Source organism: Methylocella silvestris (genome assembly GCF_002891535.1).
Lineage (GTDB): Bacteria > Pseudomonadota > Alphaproteobacteria > Rhizobiales > Beijerinckiaceae > Methylocapsa > Methylocapsa silvestris_A.
This window is the reverse complement of sequence record NZ_PDZR01000005.1, coordinates 152,799-168,452: the sequence shown is the minus strand read 5'-3', so window position 1 is coordinate 168,452 and position 15,654 is coordinate 152,799. Positions and strand designations below refer to the sequence as shown.

Below are 15,654 nucleotides of genomic sequence, written 5' to 3'. Positions count from 1 at the left end.
GCTTCAGCGCAAACGCGATCTGCTCCTCGCTGTACCTCGACTTCTTCATTTCCCAGCTCCTCGCCCGAAGGCTCAAAAGACCGGAAAACTCTCACTCAAAATGGATGAAAAAACAGGGGGGACGTCAATTTGTAACTACACAGTTCATTGGGCGAGTTCGTCGGTCCAACGTTGGCAGAGAATGCTAGCGTTGACGCCGCCGAAACCAAAGCCATTCGAAATCGCGTAATTCGTCGATATCTGCCTTGCATGGCCGATTACGATATCGATGCCCTCGGCTTTTGGATCAGGCGCTGTCAGATTTAGAGTTGGCGGAGCAATCTGGTCCCGCAGCGCGAGAATCGTGAAGATTGTCTCTAGTCCACCGGCGGCGCCCAGTAAATGTCCGGTAGCAGATTTCGTCGCGCTGACAGCGACGCCGCCGCTGTTTCCAAAAACGGCTCTGATCGCAGCGAGCTCAGCTCGGTCGCCGACTTGTGTAGAAGTCGCGTGGGCGTTGAGATGACCTATATCGGAAGGTCGAATTCCCGCTTGATCGATGGCCAGCTCCATCGCGCGGCGAGCCCCTTCACCGTCTTCGGATCCAGACGTAATATGATACGCGTCTGCTGTTGTGCCGTACCCGATGATCTCGGCCAAGGGACGCGCGCCGCGTGCAAGGGCATGTTCGAGCTCCTCGATCACGATAATGCCCGCGCCTTCGCCCATGACAAATCCGTCACGCCTTATATCGAAAGGCCGCGACGACATTTCGGGAACGTCGTTGAAGTGCGAAGAAAGACTGCGCGCTGCGGCGAAGCTTCCAAGGCTGACGTTGTTGATGCAGGCTTCTGCGCCGCCGCAAATCGCGACATCGGCTTCATTCGATCGGATCAGCCGTGCCGCGTCCCCAATAGCCTGAATTCCGGCGGCGCATGCCGTCACCGGCGCGCCGATTGGTCCTTTGAAACCGTGGCGTATGGAAATATGGCCAGCAGCGAGATTAACAAGAAACGAAGGAACCGTGAAAGGCGATAAGCGTCGTGGGCCGCGCTGATCGGTTGTTCGAACGGCGTCGGTTATGGCCAGGAACCCGCCAATGCCAGATGCTATGATTGTCGCGGTACGTTGTTTTCGGTCTGGCGTGACTGGCTTCCATCCCGATTGTCGAATGGCCTCCTCGGCCGCCACAAGGCCCAAAAGAATGAAACGATCCATTTTGCGCTGATCTTTTCGCACAACAATGGAATCAGCGTCAAAGCCGGCCAAGGCGTCTTCCGCCAGGCTTGGCGCCACGCCACCGACCTTGCAGTCGATATCCGCGACTATTGCTGGCGGCAGTGATCGCAGGCCGGACCCTCCGCCGAGGAGTCTGCTCCAGCTCATCTCGACGCCTGAAGCGAGAGGGCTGACAGCTCCCATTCCCGTTACGACAACACGACGCATGAAAGTTTCCAAACCTTGGTACAACCATTGCTTTTTGCATAGGAAAAGCGGTCCTGATCAATCGTCTCTGGTCACGCTCGATACATCTCACAATGTCTCAAAATGACGTCTCGGAGGCTGGCGCGATTTCATTATCTGATGCTGCTGGCGCCGCACGGCAGTTCCTTGCGGGTCGAGACGATCTCGAAAGCAATCGGACTGAAACCACGCGCCGCGGTCCGATCTTTCCACGCTTTGGGAAGTGGAGGATCTGGTTTTAGATCTCGCATGTCGTGAGGACGAGGACGTCGGCGCCCGCTGCCAGTTTGCTTTCAGTATGCTCAAGCAGAAATTGCCTGCCACGGATTTGGATCAGCCGGCGCGCCCCTCTTTGAATTTGGTTTGACTCAAAATCTGTACAAATTCATCCGCACGCTCCAAAGACGTGAAATGTCCAGCATTTGGCAGCGTTATCATTTTAGCCTGATGAATCAGAGATCGGACCGCTTCGCGTTCAGATGGCCGCGACCAATCATGATCTCCATAAACAAGCGTCACCGGGCTCGTTATAGATGAGTAGCGCGAGCGCGCGGCTACGAAACTCGGTAGAGCTTTGTAGACTGCGCGAGCTGCTCGTGAGTAGCCCGCGCGCTTGCCAACTCTTGCGAGTTCATCCACGAAATCTGAAGGCAATTTGCGCGGATCAAAGAATCCTCCCTTGACGATGCCGTTTACAATGTCTCTGTTTTCAAGCGAGGCGAAAATCGACCCGATCACCGGAGCCCGTACAGATTTGATAATGATCGATGCGAGAAGATTGGCGCGCTCCAATCCTGGTAAGTAATCATATGTATTGAACGCAACGACCTGACGAACACGGCTGCCAAGTTCTGATGCAGCCGTCAGAGCAAGAGTCGCGCCGATCGATTCCCCAGCTAGCGTAATATCGTCGAGCTGCATTTTTTCAATGAAGGTCAAGACATGCCTGCGCAAGGCAGGCTCCCGATAATCGGCGTCAGGCACGATTTCTGACCAGCCGAAGCCGGGGTAGTCAAGTGCATAGACGCTGAAGTCATTTGCAAGTTTTGGTATGACGCGCTGGAACAAATCCAACTGTGTGCGAACTGTGTGCAACAAAACAAGGGCGGGTCCTTGTCCAATTTGAAGGTATCGAACCGTGGGGCCCTTGTCTCCCAGTGTTATGAATTGGGGTGAGACAGGGAGCCATTGGCTGGTGTAATCGGAACTCTTTTGGTCGAGCATTGGCATTAGTCCTTCAGGTTTCGATAGTAAAAACTCATTAAAGTCTCGGCGCTTCCAGGAAATGTGCGACATATGGCGAGCCGCTCGATGCCAAAGGCGAACAATCGCTTCTGGACTTAGAATAACGATCGGTATATAGCGAACGCTATCCTATGTGTTGAAAGCGGTCAAGCACATTCGAGAGGTCATGCATGAGATATCCGACAGATCAGAAGGCGAAGGCCAAGAAATCAATTTTACAGGCAGGAGCCAAAGCGCTGCGGACAAACGGCTTCAATGGGATTGGCGTGGATGGTCTCGCTTCAACCGCAGGCGTGACGTCCGGAGCGTTTTATTCGAATTTTTCAAGCAAGGAGGAGCTGCTCAAAGAAGTTATCGATGCGTTTCTGGGAAACCCATTTATTGACGTTGGGACCGGGACTGCCGCGGAGCGCCAGGAGCGCCTGATAGACTACTTAAAAATGTACATCAGCAGCGGTCACCGGTCCGATCCTGCAAATGGATGCGTCATGCCTTCCTTAAGTTCGGATGTCGCGCGGTCCAGCGATGCCGTCCGCGAGGTCTATGAGCGCAAAATGACCGAGCTCATGAAAAAAATGTCGTCAGTGATGGGGGGATTGCCTGCTGAGCGAGAGACGAAGGCATGGACAATATTGATCGTCATGATCGGGGCGGTTTCAATCGCGCGGGCATTGCCGGCTGGTAAAAGCGCCGAGAAAGTTCTGAAGACAGCGCTGAAGGCTGCGATCGAAATGGTAAAATGACGGATCCTGGAACGATATGTCTAAAGGGCCTCGAAGCTTGGCCGATTGGCGCGTCGCTCGCGTGCTTCGCGTCCAGATTAATCAACGCATGAACTTCGAAGCGCAAAGGCGACGATCCCGACTGTGTCGAACACAAGGCGTATCGCGCAACACCAAAGTGGCTTTGGCGCGAAACCCGAAATCGACATCGGCGCGGCGATCGACGCCATGGCGATCGTCGCCGAGGAATGCCGCTAGACCGGTTTTTGCGTGTGGCGTCAGGAAGCTTTCTGCTGGCATCCGTAGTATACCGGCACTGAGAGCCTGCGCGCCTGACGGCCGTTTCTCTGATTGCAAACCATCGATCTCACGCGTCGATCGGCCTATAGCGCCGGCCATCCGTCCCACGGTGGCGCCTCCTTAAATTGCTTTGCGAGCACTTGCAATTTGCAAGCGTCTTTCTGACCGCGCGGGCAGCACCTGCTTTTTGCAAGTGCTATCGGCCAGAGATCTCAATAAATGTCGCCCTCTCAAAGTTCAGCCGGAGCGTCGCGACGCGAAGCGAAGCCCCTCTGCGAGACGGCTACAAAGGCTGTCGGATCGGGCGCTGCTCTGCAGTGGGATGAGCACGCTATCTCGCCGCGCGCCATGAAGTCGGGCTGCAAAGTCGTCGAGGACCATCAGCCATGTAGTGAAGACTTGGTCTGCCACCGGGAGGATTGCGCTAAACCGGCGCCGGCTCGGGCGTCTTGATGTGCTCGCGATCGCCGCCGTCGTGCTCCGGCGCCTGCGTCGTGGCGGGATCCTCGCCGCGTGGCGGCCTGACCTTGAACCATATTGCGTAGAGCGCCGGGAGGAAGACCAGCACGAGAAGCGTGCCGGCCGCCGTGCCGCCGATCAGCGTGTAGGCGAGGGAGCCCCAAAACACCGACGCGGTGAGCGGCGTGAATGCCAGAACGGCGGCGAGCGCCGTCAGCGCGACCGGACGCGCCCGCTGCACCGTCGCCTCGACCACGGCGTGGAACGGATCGAGGCCATCGGCTTCATTGGCGTGAATCTGGCCGATCAGGATCAGCGTGTTGCGCATCAAAATGCCCGACAGGCCGATTAGCCCGAGAATACCATTGAAACCAAACGGCTGGTCGAAGACGAGCAGCGTCGGGACCACTCCGACGAGCCCAAGCGGCGCGGTGAGCAGCACCATGAACATCGCCGCAAATGTGCGGACCTGGACGATCAACACCACCATGATGAGGCCAAGCATGATTGGAAACACGGGAACCAGCGCGGCGTTCGCCTTGGCCGATTCCTCGGTGTTGCCGCCGGTCTCGATCCGGTATCCGGGCGGCAGCGCCGCAATCAGCGGCTGCAAGGCGGCATCGATTTCGGCGGCCACTTGCGGCGGCTGTAGACGCTCGTCAATATCGCTTTGCAGCGTGATTGTCGGCACACGGTCGCGGCGGCGCAAAATTGGATCCTCCGGCCTGATCTCCACCTCGCCGATCTGGCTGACCGGAATAAGGCGACCGTCGCGATTGGCGATGGTCATGTCGGCCAGCCGCGCCGGATCGAGACGCTCGGCGCCGGATGCGCGGGCGATCAGATCGACCGTGCGGATGTCCTCGCGCACCTGCGTCACCGGTGCGCCCGTCAACAGTGCCTGCAGCTGCGTCGCCGCTTCCGCCGGCGTCAGGCCGAGGAGTTGCAGCCGGCTCTGGTCGAGGCGGAAATGCGCTGTCGGGGTGCGCTCGCCCCAGTCGACATTGACGTCGCGCGTGTTGGGGTTGGCGCGCATCACATCGGCGACCTGACGTGCAATGCCGCGCAGCGTGTCTGCGTCCGGCCCCATCAACCGGAACGCGAGCGGGAAATGCGAGTAGGGGCCGAAGACCAGCTGGGTGACCCGCAGCCGCGCCTCTGGCGCAAGGCCATCGGCGATTCGCTCGCGCAGGCGCAGTTTCAGCGCGTCACGGTCCGCCTCGCTGGCGGTCAGCGTGATGATCTTGGCGAAGGACGGATCGGGCAGCTCCGGATTATAGGCGAGCCAGAAGCGCGGTGCGCCGCCGCCGACATAGCTCGTCACGACTTTGGCTTCGGGCTGGCGGCGCAGCCAATCCTCGACGCGCCCGGCGGCGGCGGCCGTCGCCTCTATGCTCGAGCCCTCCGGCATCTGGATCTCGGCGAAGACCTCTGGCCGGTCGGATTGCGGAAAAAACTGCTTGCGGACCGAGCCCATCCCGACGATCGACGCGACGAACAACGCCGCCACCGCGCCGGCAACGCGGAATTTGCGCCGCACCGACCATGCGACGAGGCGACGGAAGCGATTGTAGCCGGGCGTCGCGTAAATATGCTGATAAGCGCCTTCGATGCGTTTGATGTCGGGCAACATCTTGACGCCGAGATAGGGCGTGAAGACGACCGCGACGATCCACGAGGCGATCAGTGAGAAGCCGACGATCCAGAAGATGTTGCCGGCATATTCGCCGGCGGTCGATTTGGCGAAGCCGACCGGCGTGAAGCCGATGATGGTGACGAGCGTGCCGGCGAGCATCGGCGCCGCAGTATGCGCCCAGGCATAGGAGGCGGCGGAGACGCGGTCGAAGCCCTCCTCCAATTTCACGACCATGATCTCGATCGCGATGATGGCGTCGTCGACCAGCAGGCCGAGCGACAGAATCAGCGCGCCGAGCGTGATGCGGTCGAAAAAGCGGCCGGTGCCGAGCATGATGAGCAGCACGGCGGCGAGCGTCAGCGGCACGGCGGCGGCGACCACGATGCCGACGCGCCAGCCAAGGCTGATCAGGCAAACGATCATGACGACGCCGAGCGCGACGAAGAATTTGAGCATGAACTCGCCGATCGACTCGCGAATATTCACCGTCTGGTCGGTCACCTTGGCAAGCGCCACGCCGACCGGCAGATCCGCGCCGAAACTTTTCTCGGCGGCTTCAAGGGCGAGCCCGAGCTTCAGCCCATCATAGCGCTCCTGCATTACGACGTTCAAAAGCAGCGCCGGCTTGCCATTGTGGCGGATGAGATAGGTCGGCGGATCCTCATAGCCTCGTTCGACCTCGGCGAGATCGGAGAGCTTCAGGACGCGGCCGCCGGCGACGATCGGCGTGTCGCGGATCTTTTGCAGATCGTCGAGGGCGCCGTCGAGCCGGATGAACACCTGCGGCCCGCTGGTCTCGACGGAGCCGGCTGCGGTCACGGCGTTCTGGCGCTGAAGGGCTGCAAAAATATCGCTGGCGCCGACGCCGAGATTGGCGAGCCGCGCATAGGAGAAATTGACGAAGATTTTTTCCGGCCGCTCGCCGGAAATGTCGACCTTGCGGACGCCTGGCACATGCAAAAGCCTCTGGCGCACGGTCTCGGCCTGCCGCAACAGCAGACGTTCCGGCAAGCCTTCGCCCTCGATCGCGTAAATGGCGAAGACCACATCGGAATATTCATCGTTGACGAAAGGCCCGAGCGCGCCCTGCGGCAGATTGTGCGCCTCGTCGCCGAGCTTCTTGCGAGCTTGATAGAATTGCTCTGGAACTTCGGCCGGCGGGATCGTGTCGCGTAGCGTCAGCGTCATCAACGCAAGACCCGGCCGCGTGAAGGTTTCGACGCGATCGTACCAGCGCAGCTCCTGCAGCCGTTTTTCCAGCGGATCGGCGACGAGATCCTGCATCTCCTGCGCGCTCGCGCCAGGCCAGGCGGCGGAGACGGTCAGCACCTTGACGGTGAAATTCGGATCCTCGGCGCGCCCTAGATTCATATAGGCGAAGGCGCCAGATATTATGATGCCGATAATCAGAAACAGCGTGACGCCGCGTTCCCGAACCGCCAGCGCGGAAAGGTTGAAGCCGCTCATTGCATGGCCGCCTTTTCGCCGATTATGCGCACGCGCTCGCCTTCGTGCAGCAGCTGGCCCCCTGTCGCAATGATGGTTTCACCGGCCTCGACGCCGCCGGCGAGCGCCGCCATGTCACGACCGATGCGGGCGACTTCGACGCGCCGCAGCGAAACCGTCGAGTTCTGTTTGTCGAGCACCCAGACGCCAGGGCCGCCGCCGTCGTCATAGATCGCGCCGATCGGCGCCTGGGTCGCCGCGTCCGGCCTCGGCGTCGCGATGGCGACCTTGACGGTCGCTCCGAGCGGCGGCGGATCGCCATCGCCCAGCACATAGCGCGCCTCATAGGTCCGCGTGCGGGGATCGGCGGCGTCGGAGAGCTGTCGGAGACCGGCCGAAATCCGCCGGGCGTCGCCGTAGAGGCTCACCTGCGCCTGCGAACCAAGCTTCGGCCGCAGCGTTTCCGGCAAATCTACCGCGGCCTCGCGTCGTCCGGCATGGGCCAGACGGATCACCGTCTGCCCGCGCGCCACCACCTGCCCCGGCTCGGCCAGCGTTTCGACGATCGTGCCGTCGGAGTCGGCGACAAGCAGCGAATAGCCGCTTTCATTACGGGCGACCTGGGCATCGGCTTCGGCCGCGGCGAGTTGGGCGCTCGCCGAATCGAGGGCCGCTTTGGCGGACTCGTATTTCTGCTGCGTCGACCACCCCGACTTGCGAAGGGTCGCGTAGCGCGCCTCGTCGGCGACCGCCTGCACCGCAATGGCCTTCGCCGCCGCCGCAGCCTTTTCCCTTGCGGCCACGGCGAGGTCGAGATCGTTGCGGTCGATGCGCATCAGCGGCTGCCCCGCCTTTACGGCGTCGCCGAGATCAACCAGCCGCTCGACCACCTTGCCGGCTACGCGAAAGCCGAGATTGCTTTCAACCCTCGCGGCGATCAGGCCGGTGAAGATGCGCTCGCCGCCCTCGGCCGGCTGCACGGTGTAGATCTGGACGAAACGCTCGGACTGGCGCGGATCTGCCTCCGTCTCCGGCGTGCAAGCCGCAAGCGCCAGCGCCACTGCGGCAGCGGCAAGAAACAGGAAACGGCGGCTTGGCATCGTTAGGCTCCAGAGCAGTCACTGGACCAAAGATGCATACGAGTGACTATATTGTCAATTAGTCACAGCCCAAAATCATGGCGCAAGTCCGCGCAGAACCAGAGTGGCGATGACCATGGCGTCGCCGTCGAGCGTGTCAAGATTATGCAAGAGGAGTGCTGGATGCTGGAACGGTTGCAGGGCCAGCATCACCGCCCGGCTGCTCTCGGCGAGCGGCATCCTGCGGTCGAACTCGCCACTATCTCGGCCTTCGCGCAGTAGCTTCTCGATCATGGCGAGAAGCATCGTCTCGTGGCGACTGGCAGATCCCCAGCGTTCCGAGAAACTGGTGGTGGCAAGATCATGAATCTTGCGATCATTCAAAAACATCTCGGCGCTCTCATGCGCCAAGCATTTGATTATACGTCTTAATCTATCAGATGCAGGTTTTTCTTCGGCAGCGATTTCGCACAACTTCGCGGCGATCTTTCCAAGACAGCCGCTGCACACCGCCTCGCCGATGGCCTGTTTCGATTCGAAAAACTTGTAAACATAGGCCTTGGAAAGCCCGATCGCCTTGGCTAGATCGGCGACCGTGGTCTTCTCGTAGCCATAATGGCGAAAATGCCGATTTGCCGCGGCCACGATCTGCTCCCGGCGCTCATGCTCGGCGGGGCCGCGCTGGCCGGCGAGGGAGGTATAAGACATAGCTTGTTTCGATTCCTGAATGTGCGGCGCTACTATAGATAGCCGTTCTCGCGCTGACAAATGTGACCAAAAGATATAATAGTCACCAAGTCCGCGACCCGCAAGCGGGGAAGATCGACAGATAGATCTCTTGGTTCAAAACTGTGCGCATCCCTTTGACTCCCGGCGCCCGCGGATAAACACGTGCGCGATTTTGCGGATTGAAGAGGATCGGCGCGGGACAGACATTTCAACCGCTCCGCTAACTATTGCGACCTCAGCATCGCGCCATATTGCCGAGCGGCTTCGAATGAGGTTGCACGAATATAGTGAGCTTCCGTGACGCGCGGATCTTGATGCTGGAGCAAACCCGCGGCGAGTTCTGGCATCCCAGCGCCCATCCAGGCGGCGGTCGTAGCGGCTGCGTATCGAAAGCAGTGCGGAGAAAGCGCCACGCCGATGGCTTCGCGCGTGCCGCAGCTTATGGCGTGGTGGATGCCGGAATAGGTCATCTGTCGACCGTAGCATGACATCCATAATGGGCCAGTCAACTGAGCGAGCGCATCGGAAGCAGCGGCCGCCGAACTTGTATCGCCGTTGAGGGCAATCTCATCACCCCGGCGCAGCAGACGGAAGTTTTGGTGCGCTGCCGACAGTTCATCGTCTGGCGATTCCCTTGGCGGTAAGTTTTCCCCGCGCAGTTTTGTGGGGTCCTGGCGTCTCAGAAGAAACGGGCGCACGCGCCGCAAATAAGTGTCGATCGCGATATTGAGAAAAACCGGGACCATTCGGCAGTCGGGGCGCCGGTTCTTTGTCTCGCTGCCCGGCAAGTCGATCCACCAGCATCCTCCCGACTGTCGCATCGTGCCTCCAAGGGAAGTCCGATAAGGGTTTTGGCGCGGATCGGGCAGGAGGCGAGCAGGGCGACCATGAATCCATCGCGGATATTAATCGCCGCAGGCAAATTCATCGGCGCACCCGCAACCACATATTGCGCGACGAGCGAGAGGCCGGCGATCAGCAGTTCCGATGCGTCGACGGCAGGCTTGTGTTTAGCGGGCGCGCCGTCCGCCTTGAGGTCGCCTGCCAGTTGGGCCAGCCATTTGAAGTCTTGTAGCGGCGCGAGGCGGCGCGCGATCTGGGCGAGCTTCTCGAGGGTCATGAATAATGTCGTTGCTGACCACTCGTGGCGCATTCGGTCGACCACAGGTGCGATATTGGTCGGTTTCAAGAGCGTCGCACAACACGCCGAGTCGTCGGCCTATACCTTCTGAAAGTGATATGTGTTTAGGCAAAGCACTGGCTTTTGATTTCATGAAGCGCCCCATCAAGGTCGCGCGAGACGAATTCGGAGCCCTGATCAACCCGGATCGTTTTCGGATAGCCGACGCTCCTGCAGATCTGCTCCAGCGTCAAGACGACGTCCTCGCCCCGATAGCTGAAGCGGGGATCAACAGCCGGAGAGAAGCGAGAAAACGTGTCGACTATAGTAAACACCCGAAACTTCCGGCCTGTCGCCAGTTGGTCATGAACAAAGTCCATCGCCATGTCGAGCGACAGGTCAGCGACGATCCGTTTCAGTTTGGCGTTTTCTTCCTCAAGCTGCCGCAGCCGCTTCATCTCCGACGGCGTCAGGCCAGCGTATGCCTTGCGCCAGTTGTAAAAGGTCGCATCTGAAATGCCCGCCTTGCGACAGACCTCGGCGACGGCGGCGCCGTTCTCAGCTTGCTTCAAAATGAAGGCGATCTGCACCTCCGTGAACTTGCTTGCTTTCATGGAACTCTCCTTGCTCCCGATCTGGGATCATAAATGGAAAATTCTAGGTCAAACCGGCCGAGTTTAAGGGGAGCAGGTCACAGAAACTGGATCTCGATTAGCCCTCGCCGCGATCGAGCCACACCGTCATTCCGGGTTCGAGCCCGTCGGTCGCCGAGACCGGCTCGACGCGAAGAAGGAAGCTGTTGAGGTCATGGTCGCCCACCGCCCGCGCGGCGCGCCAGACCGCGAATTCGCCGAGCGGCCGCAATTCGACGACTTTCGTTTCGATCCGCTCGCCTTTGGCGTTACGCAGCCACAGGGGCGCGCCAATGGCGAGGCCGTCCAGCGCATCCTCGCGGATAGTGAAGGTAAACCAGCGCTCGCGCCCGGCCTCCAGAGTCATGATCGGCTGACCCGGCGCAATGACTTCGCCCGGCGTTGCGACGAGGAGCCGCACGGTCCCATCGACTGGCGCGAGAATCCTCGTTTTGGCCAGCCGGGCCTCGAGATCGGCGACGGTCGCCCCGGCAAGCGCCACCTTCGCGTCGGCAGAAACGCGCTCCTCGATCGTCGGGCCGGCCGTATCGACGGCGTGGATGGCCTGGCGCAGCGCGAGACCGGCCTGCGCCCTGCTGACCTCGGCGGCGCCCTCGTCGAATTTCTGCTGCGTCGCATAGTCCTTGCCGGCGAGCGCTTCGACGCGCGCGAATTGCTGCTGGGCGAGGGTCAGATTGGCCTTTGCAATGGCGACGCCTTCCGCCGAAATGTCCACCTGCTCCTTGCGCGCGCCGGAATAAACATTGTTGCGCTCCGCGCGGGCATTGTCCGCCGCCGCCCTCGCTTCCACGACCGAGGCTTCAAGCTCGGGATTGCTCAGCGCCGCCAGAAGATCGCCCTTTTCGACGCTTTGGCCTGCCGACACGCGAAGGAACGCAAGGCGTCCGTTGGTCTCGGGCGCGATGCGAATTTCCGTCTCGCGCACGATTCCCAGCGGCTCCACGGCGGATTTGGCGACCGGGCGGGCGCGATAGGCCAGATAAAAGGCCAGGCCGGCAAGAACGGCGAGGCCGAGCAGCAGGGCCGGCCGCAGAAACGATCTACCGCTCATCGCGCATGCGCTCCCTGTTCAGTATATGTGTCGCCGCGACGGTGAGCAGACCATAGACGGCGGCGAGGACCCAGAGCGTCATCCAGTCGCGCGACACGTCGCGCAGGCTTGCGCCCATCTGGTTGATGCGGACAAGCCCGTCGATCGCCGACGTGCTTGGAAACACCCGGCTCCCGATGCGAAGGGCGTCCGGAATAGCTTCCTGCGGCCATGAGACGCCGACCAGGAAAAAGAGAGGCAGGCTGGTTGCGACAAAAACCAGCACGGCGGTCTCTCGCCGCTTGAACCACAGCCCGGCAAATTGCGCGAGAAAGCTCACCGCCAGCAGGAAAGGCGCCGCGAAGAGGAAAAGAGCGAGTGGCTGGCCCAGCGTCGAAAAACCGTAAAAGCGCGGCAGGATGATGAGGTAGAGAACGACGCCGGGCATCGCGAGGCAAAGATGCGCGAGCGCCTGACCGAGGATGAAGCGCGCGCCGCCGCGCTGGCGCCTCGCCTCGCGTCCGCCGCGCGCGAAGGCGACGCCGCCGAGGGTTGCGACGCCCATCAGAAGCGTCTGCTGCAAAATCAGCACAAAGGCCGCGGGCACGACATAGCTTGCATAGCCGCCCGTCGGATTGAACAGCGGCTCCGACACGACCTCGACCGGGGAGCTTCGGATCAGCGCCGCATGGGCGAGGCTCCCGTCGGCGCGCGCGCCGCCCGAGGCGATTTGCTGGCTGACGGCGCCGGCGGCTTCGGAAACGCCCTGAAGCGTTCGGTTATAAAGGAGGAAATAGGCGGAATCGACATAAGCGGCGATGCGGGCCGGATTGCCTTTCAGGATCTCCCGCTGCGTGCCCTCCGGAATTTCGAGGATCGCGAAGACCTCGCGTTTCGCCAGCAGGGCCTGCGCATCGGCCAATGTGCCGGCGCGCGCCGCGACTTTTACCGCCTCGTCCGCGTTCAAGGTCGAGACAAGCTCCCGGCCGAGCTCGGTCCCGTCCTGATCGACGACCGCGATCGGTATGTTGCGCAGCACCTGCCCGAGATAGGGCTGTGGATAGAATAGACCGTAAATAATCGGCGCCAGCACGATGAGGCTGAAGGCGCCGCTGTCGCCGAGAATACGGCGGCCCTCGGCGACCATCGCGACGCCGACGCCGCTATGCGGATCGATTTCAATCGCGGGCGCCTCTTTGACGCGGCGCGGCGGCTCCTTGGCGATCGACCGCAGGCGCAGCCAGGCGAGCGTGAAAGCAACGCCGGCAATGCTGCCGAGGATGGCGAAGGATTGCGCCGAAACCGACGTCGGCAAGCCGCGCGCCGCCTGATCGAACAGGATCTGAATGTACCAGCGCAGCGGCAGCAACGATCCCCAGACGCGCGCAAAGTCGCCCATGCCGAACAAGGGAAAGCCGACGCCGGCAAAACCAAAAGCCGGAGAACAGAAAATAGCGGTGAGGCTCAACCCGACCGCAAGTTTGCGGACGAGCAGCTGGAGCAGCGCGCCGATCGAAAGATAGGCGATGACGAGAAGGCAGGCGGAGGCGCCCATCATCAGAGAATCGCCGCGGAAAGGGATCTGGTAAAGGCCGTGGATGATGACGGCGGCGAGGACCATCATCAAAATGAAAATGCCGAACAGCGGCGCGAGCTTGCCGACGAGGGCGGCGAGCGGGCTGCCTCCCGCCGCGCGGAGCCAAGCCCGCGAGCTGCGGGACGAAAACTCCGAGCCGACGGCGTAACCGCCGGCGATGGCGACGACGACATGCAGCACGGTGGGGAGAACGGCGCGCAGCAAAAATTGCGCGAAATTCAGCGCCGGATTGGTGAGCACATATTGTTCGGCGACGAGGGCTCCCGGCTTGTATCCGGCGGCGGGGCCCATCGCCGGCAAGAGCGTCACAGTGGCCGCGTCGATCGCCTTGGTGATTGCGCTCGCGGCATTGTTGCCCGGCGTAAAGAACTGCCTGTTGTAGAAAACGATGATCTGGGGACGCTTGCGCGCCAGAAAATCGCGCTCGAAATCCGGCGGGATGTAGACGGCGGCGATGGCGGCGCCGGAGCGTATCGCATGCATGGCGCTCGTCAGGTCGCCAGATCGCTCGGCCACGGTCACGACTGGCGCGGAGGTCACCGCCTGCACATAGATGCGCGACGTCGCCGTCCGATCGGCGTCGACGACGCTGACCCTGAGATCGCGGACGACGGCGTTGCTGAAGGTTGCAGCGAGCAGCGCGAAGGCGAATAAGGGAACGCCGATCACGAGGAAAAGCGCGACCTTGTCCCGCGCCATCCAGCGCAGTTCGCGCGTCGCGACGGCGAGTACGCCGGGCGCGGCGAGGTGCTTCATCGCCGCCCGGCCGGCGCTTCGGCGTAGACGCTCATGCCCGGCCGAAGCTCTGGAATCGGCGCGACGGGATAGGCGCGCACCTCGAAGGTGCGGAGGTCGAAATCGCCGGTCGCGCGCGTCGCCCGCCAACCCGCATATTCGCCCTTTGTGGCGATGACGCGGATTTCCGCTTCGATTTTGCGGTCTCCAAGCGCTGGCGCGCGCATCTCGAAGCGATCGCCGAGTTTGAGATTCTTTACAAGATCCTCGCGGAGGTCGAAACGCAGCCAGAGGTCGCCGAGGTCGACGAGGGACAGCAATGGCGCGCCGGGCGAGACATATTCGCCGAGCTCCGCTCCGATCTGATAGACCTGCGCCGCGATCGGAGCCTTGACGACGAGCTCGTCGACCTGCGCCTTGATCGTTTCGATCGACGCCTTGGCCTTTTCAACATTGGCGCGCGAGACGGCGCGCTCTTCCGCCGTATAACCGGCGACGGCTTCGTCATAGGCCAGTTTCGCCTGGTCGGAACCCCGCTGCGCGACCAGCAGCGAGTTGGTGACCTCGTCGAGACGCTGGAGCGGCGCGTTGCCGTGTCCGGCGAGCTCCTTCACGCGATCGTAAGTCCGCTGGGCGAGGGTCATGTCGGCGACGGCGCTGTCGACGGCGGCCTTGCGTTGTGCGACCACTTCGGCGCGGGTGCCAACCTCGATGCGCGCGAATTCGGCGTTGGCGACGGCCAAAGCGGCCTCGGCTTCCCGCAGCTTGGTCAAGAGCTGCGGATTGTCAATCTCGATCAGCAATTGTCCCGCCGCGACATTCTCGCCCCGCGAGACCGGACGGCTGGCGACCCTTCCGTCGACCCGGGCGGCGATGTCGATGCGCGTCGCCGCCGCCTCGCCCTGAATGACGAGCGGCCGCGGCTGCGCCAGATACCAGAGCGACAGGCCGACCACTGTCGCGACGATGAGAGCGACGATGATGGCCGGGCCCCGGGCGGCGGATTTTGCCGCAGCGCCAGCGCTCGCCTTGAGGCCGTCTGAGGGCGAAGTCGAAGTCCGCGGCGGCGCGAGCGCATCTGCATCAGGGGGAGGGACCGCCATTCAATGCCTTCCTTTGGTCGCCTTATGTTGAACCAAGCACGGAGACGCGTCGATCTCCCCATGTCCCATTGGTAGAGGCCTGAAGCGGAACTGAAGGCGGCTCACGCTCGTCTCATGTTGTATGCCGGGCGGCTTGTCAACAGTGGAGCAACACCGGTTGCGCGCGCTGCGCGCCTGATCTCGCCGCCACCCGATCAGGCGGCCCTGATCTCGCACAGGCGACGTCGCGACGGCGAGATCGTCGTCGCCCTGGCGCAACGCCATATGTGGCAGCCCCGTCAATATGCCGCACCTCATCAGAACCGCGGCAACACTGCGTGCGCCTGGCCAGGAAAACCGGTAGATTGAAGCGCCGCA

Annotated in this window: 12 protein-coding genes; 1 reads left to right on the top strand and 11 read right to left on the bottom strand. The window is 61.7% G+C overall.

Features of this window, described 5'->3' with window-relative positions:
• Nucleotides 1–144: 144 nt before the first annotated feature.
• Both fabF and CR492_RS07295 read right to left on the bottom strand, forming a co-directional pair.
• Nucleotides 145–1,425 carry a beta-ketoacyl-ACP synthase II gene (gene fabF, locus CR492_RS07300; protein WP_102843094.1) on the bottom strand — a complete coding sequence of 427 codons (1,281 nt, stop codon included), beginning with the start codon at nucleotides 1,423–1,425 and terminating at the stop codon, nucleotides 145–147.
• 351 nt (nucleotides 1,426–1,776) lie between these two features.
• Nucleotides 1,777–2,739, bottom strand: a complete 963-nt coding sequence (locus tag CR492_RS07295; protein ID WP_245412000.1) for an alpha/beta fold hydrolase — start codon at nucleotides 2,737–2,739, stop codon at nucleotides 1,777–1,779.
• Between the two features lie 119 nt (nucleotides 2,740–2,858).
• Between CR492_RS07295 and CR492_RS07290 the strand changes: the two genes are divergently transcribed.
• A complete protein-coding gene (locus CR492_RS07290) occupies nucleotides 2,859–3,431 on the top strand; it encodes a TetR/AcrR family transcriptional regulator (protein ID WP_102843070.1) in 573 nt (190 codons plus the stop codon).
• A gap of 703 nt (nucleotides 3,432–4,134) precedes the next feature.
• Here CR492_RS07290 and CR492_RS07285 read toward each other — a convergent pair.
• The 9 genes from CR492_RS07285 to CR492_RS07245 form a co-directional block, all read right to left on the bottom strand.
• Entirely contained in the window at nucleotides 4,135–7,272 is a 3,138-nt protein-coding gene (locus tag CR492_RS07285; protein ID WP_102843069.1) for an efflux RND transporter permease subunit, read from the bottom strand.
• Nucleotides 7,269–8,351 (bottom strand): efflux RND transporter periplasmic adaptor subunit, encoded by a 1,083-nt coding sequence (locus CR492_RS07280; protein WP_102843068.1) that lies wholly within the window; start codon nucleotides 8,349–8,351, stop codon nucleotides 7,269–7,271. Before CR492_RS07280 ends, CR492_RS07285 begins: the two co-directional genes overlap by 4 nt.
• A gap of 75 nt (nucleotides 8,352–8,426) precedes the next feature.
• Nucleotides 8,427–9,038 (bottom strand): TetR/AcrR family transcriptional regulator, encoded by a 612-nt coding sequence (locus CR492_RS07275; protein WP_102843067.1) that lies wholly within the window; start codon nucleotides 9,036–9,038, stop codon nucleotides 8,427–8,429.
• Nucleotides 9,039–9,283: 245 nt separating this feature from the next.
• The gene (locus CR492_RS20435; protein WP_146030194.1) at nucleotides 9,284–9,805 is read right to left on the bottom strand and encodes a hypothetical protein; all 522 of its coding nucleotides are present in this window, start codon (nucleotides 9,803–9,805) and stop codon (nucleotides 9,284–9,286) included.
• Nucleotides 9,739–10,179, bottom strand: a complete 441-nt coding sequence (locus CR492_RS07265; RefSeq protein ID WP_102843065.1) for a hypothetical protein — start codon at nucleotides 10,177–10,179, stop codon at nucleotides 9,739–9,741. The genes CR492_RS20435 and CR492_RS07265 overlap by 67 nt, the downstream gene beginning before the upstream one ends.
• Nucleotides 10,180–10,304: 125 nt before the next feature.
• On the bottom strand, nucleotides 10,305–10,793 hold the full coding sequence (locus CR492_RS07260) for a transposase (RefSeq protein ID WP_180982461.1): 489 nt from the start codon (nucleotides 10,791–10,793) through the stop codon (nucleotides 10,305–10,307).
• Nucleotides 10,794–10,890: 97 nt separating this feature from the next.
• Nucleotides 10,891–11,883, bottom strand: coding sequence for an HlyD family secretion protein (locus CR492_RS07255; protein WP_102843064.1), 993 nt, complete (start codon nucleotides 11,881–11,883; stop codon nucleotides 10,891–10,893).
• Nucleotides 11,873–14,215 (bottom strand): ABC transporter permease, encoded by a 2,343-nt coding sequence (locus tag CR492_RS07250; RefSeq protein ID WP_102843063.1) that lies wholly within the window; start codon nucleotides 14,213–14,215, stop codon nucleotides 11,873–11,875. Before CR492_RS07250 ends, CR492_RS07255 begins: the two co-directional genes overlap by 11 nt.
• On the bottom strand, nucleotides 14,212–15,297 hold the full coding sequence (locus CR492_RS07245) for an HlyD family secretion protein (protein WP_102843062.1): 1,086 nt from the start codon (nucleotides 15,295–15,297) through the stop codon (nucleotides 14,212–14,214). The genes CR492_RS07250 and CR492_RS07245 overlap by 4 nt, the downstream gene beginning before the upstream one ends.
• Nucleotides 15,298–15,654 lie beyond the last annotated feature (357 nt).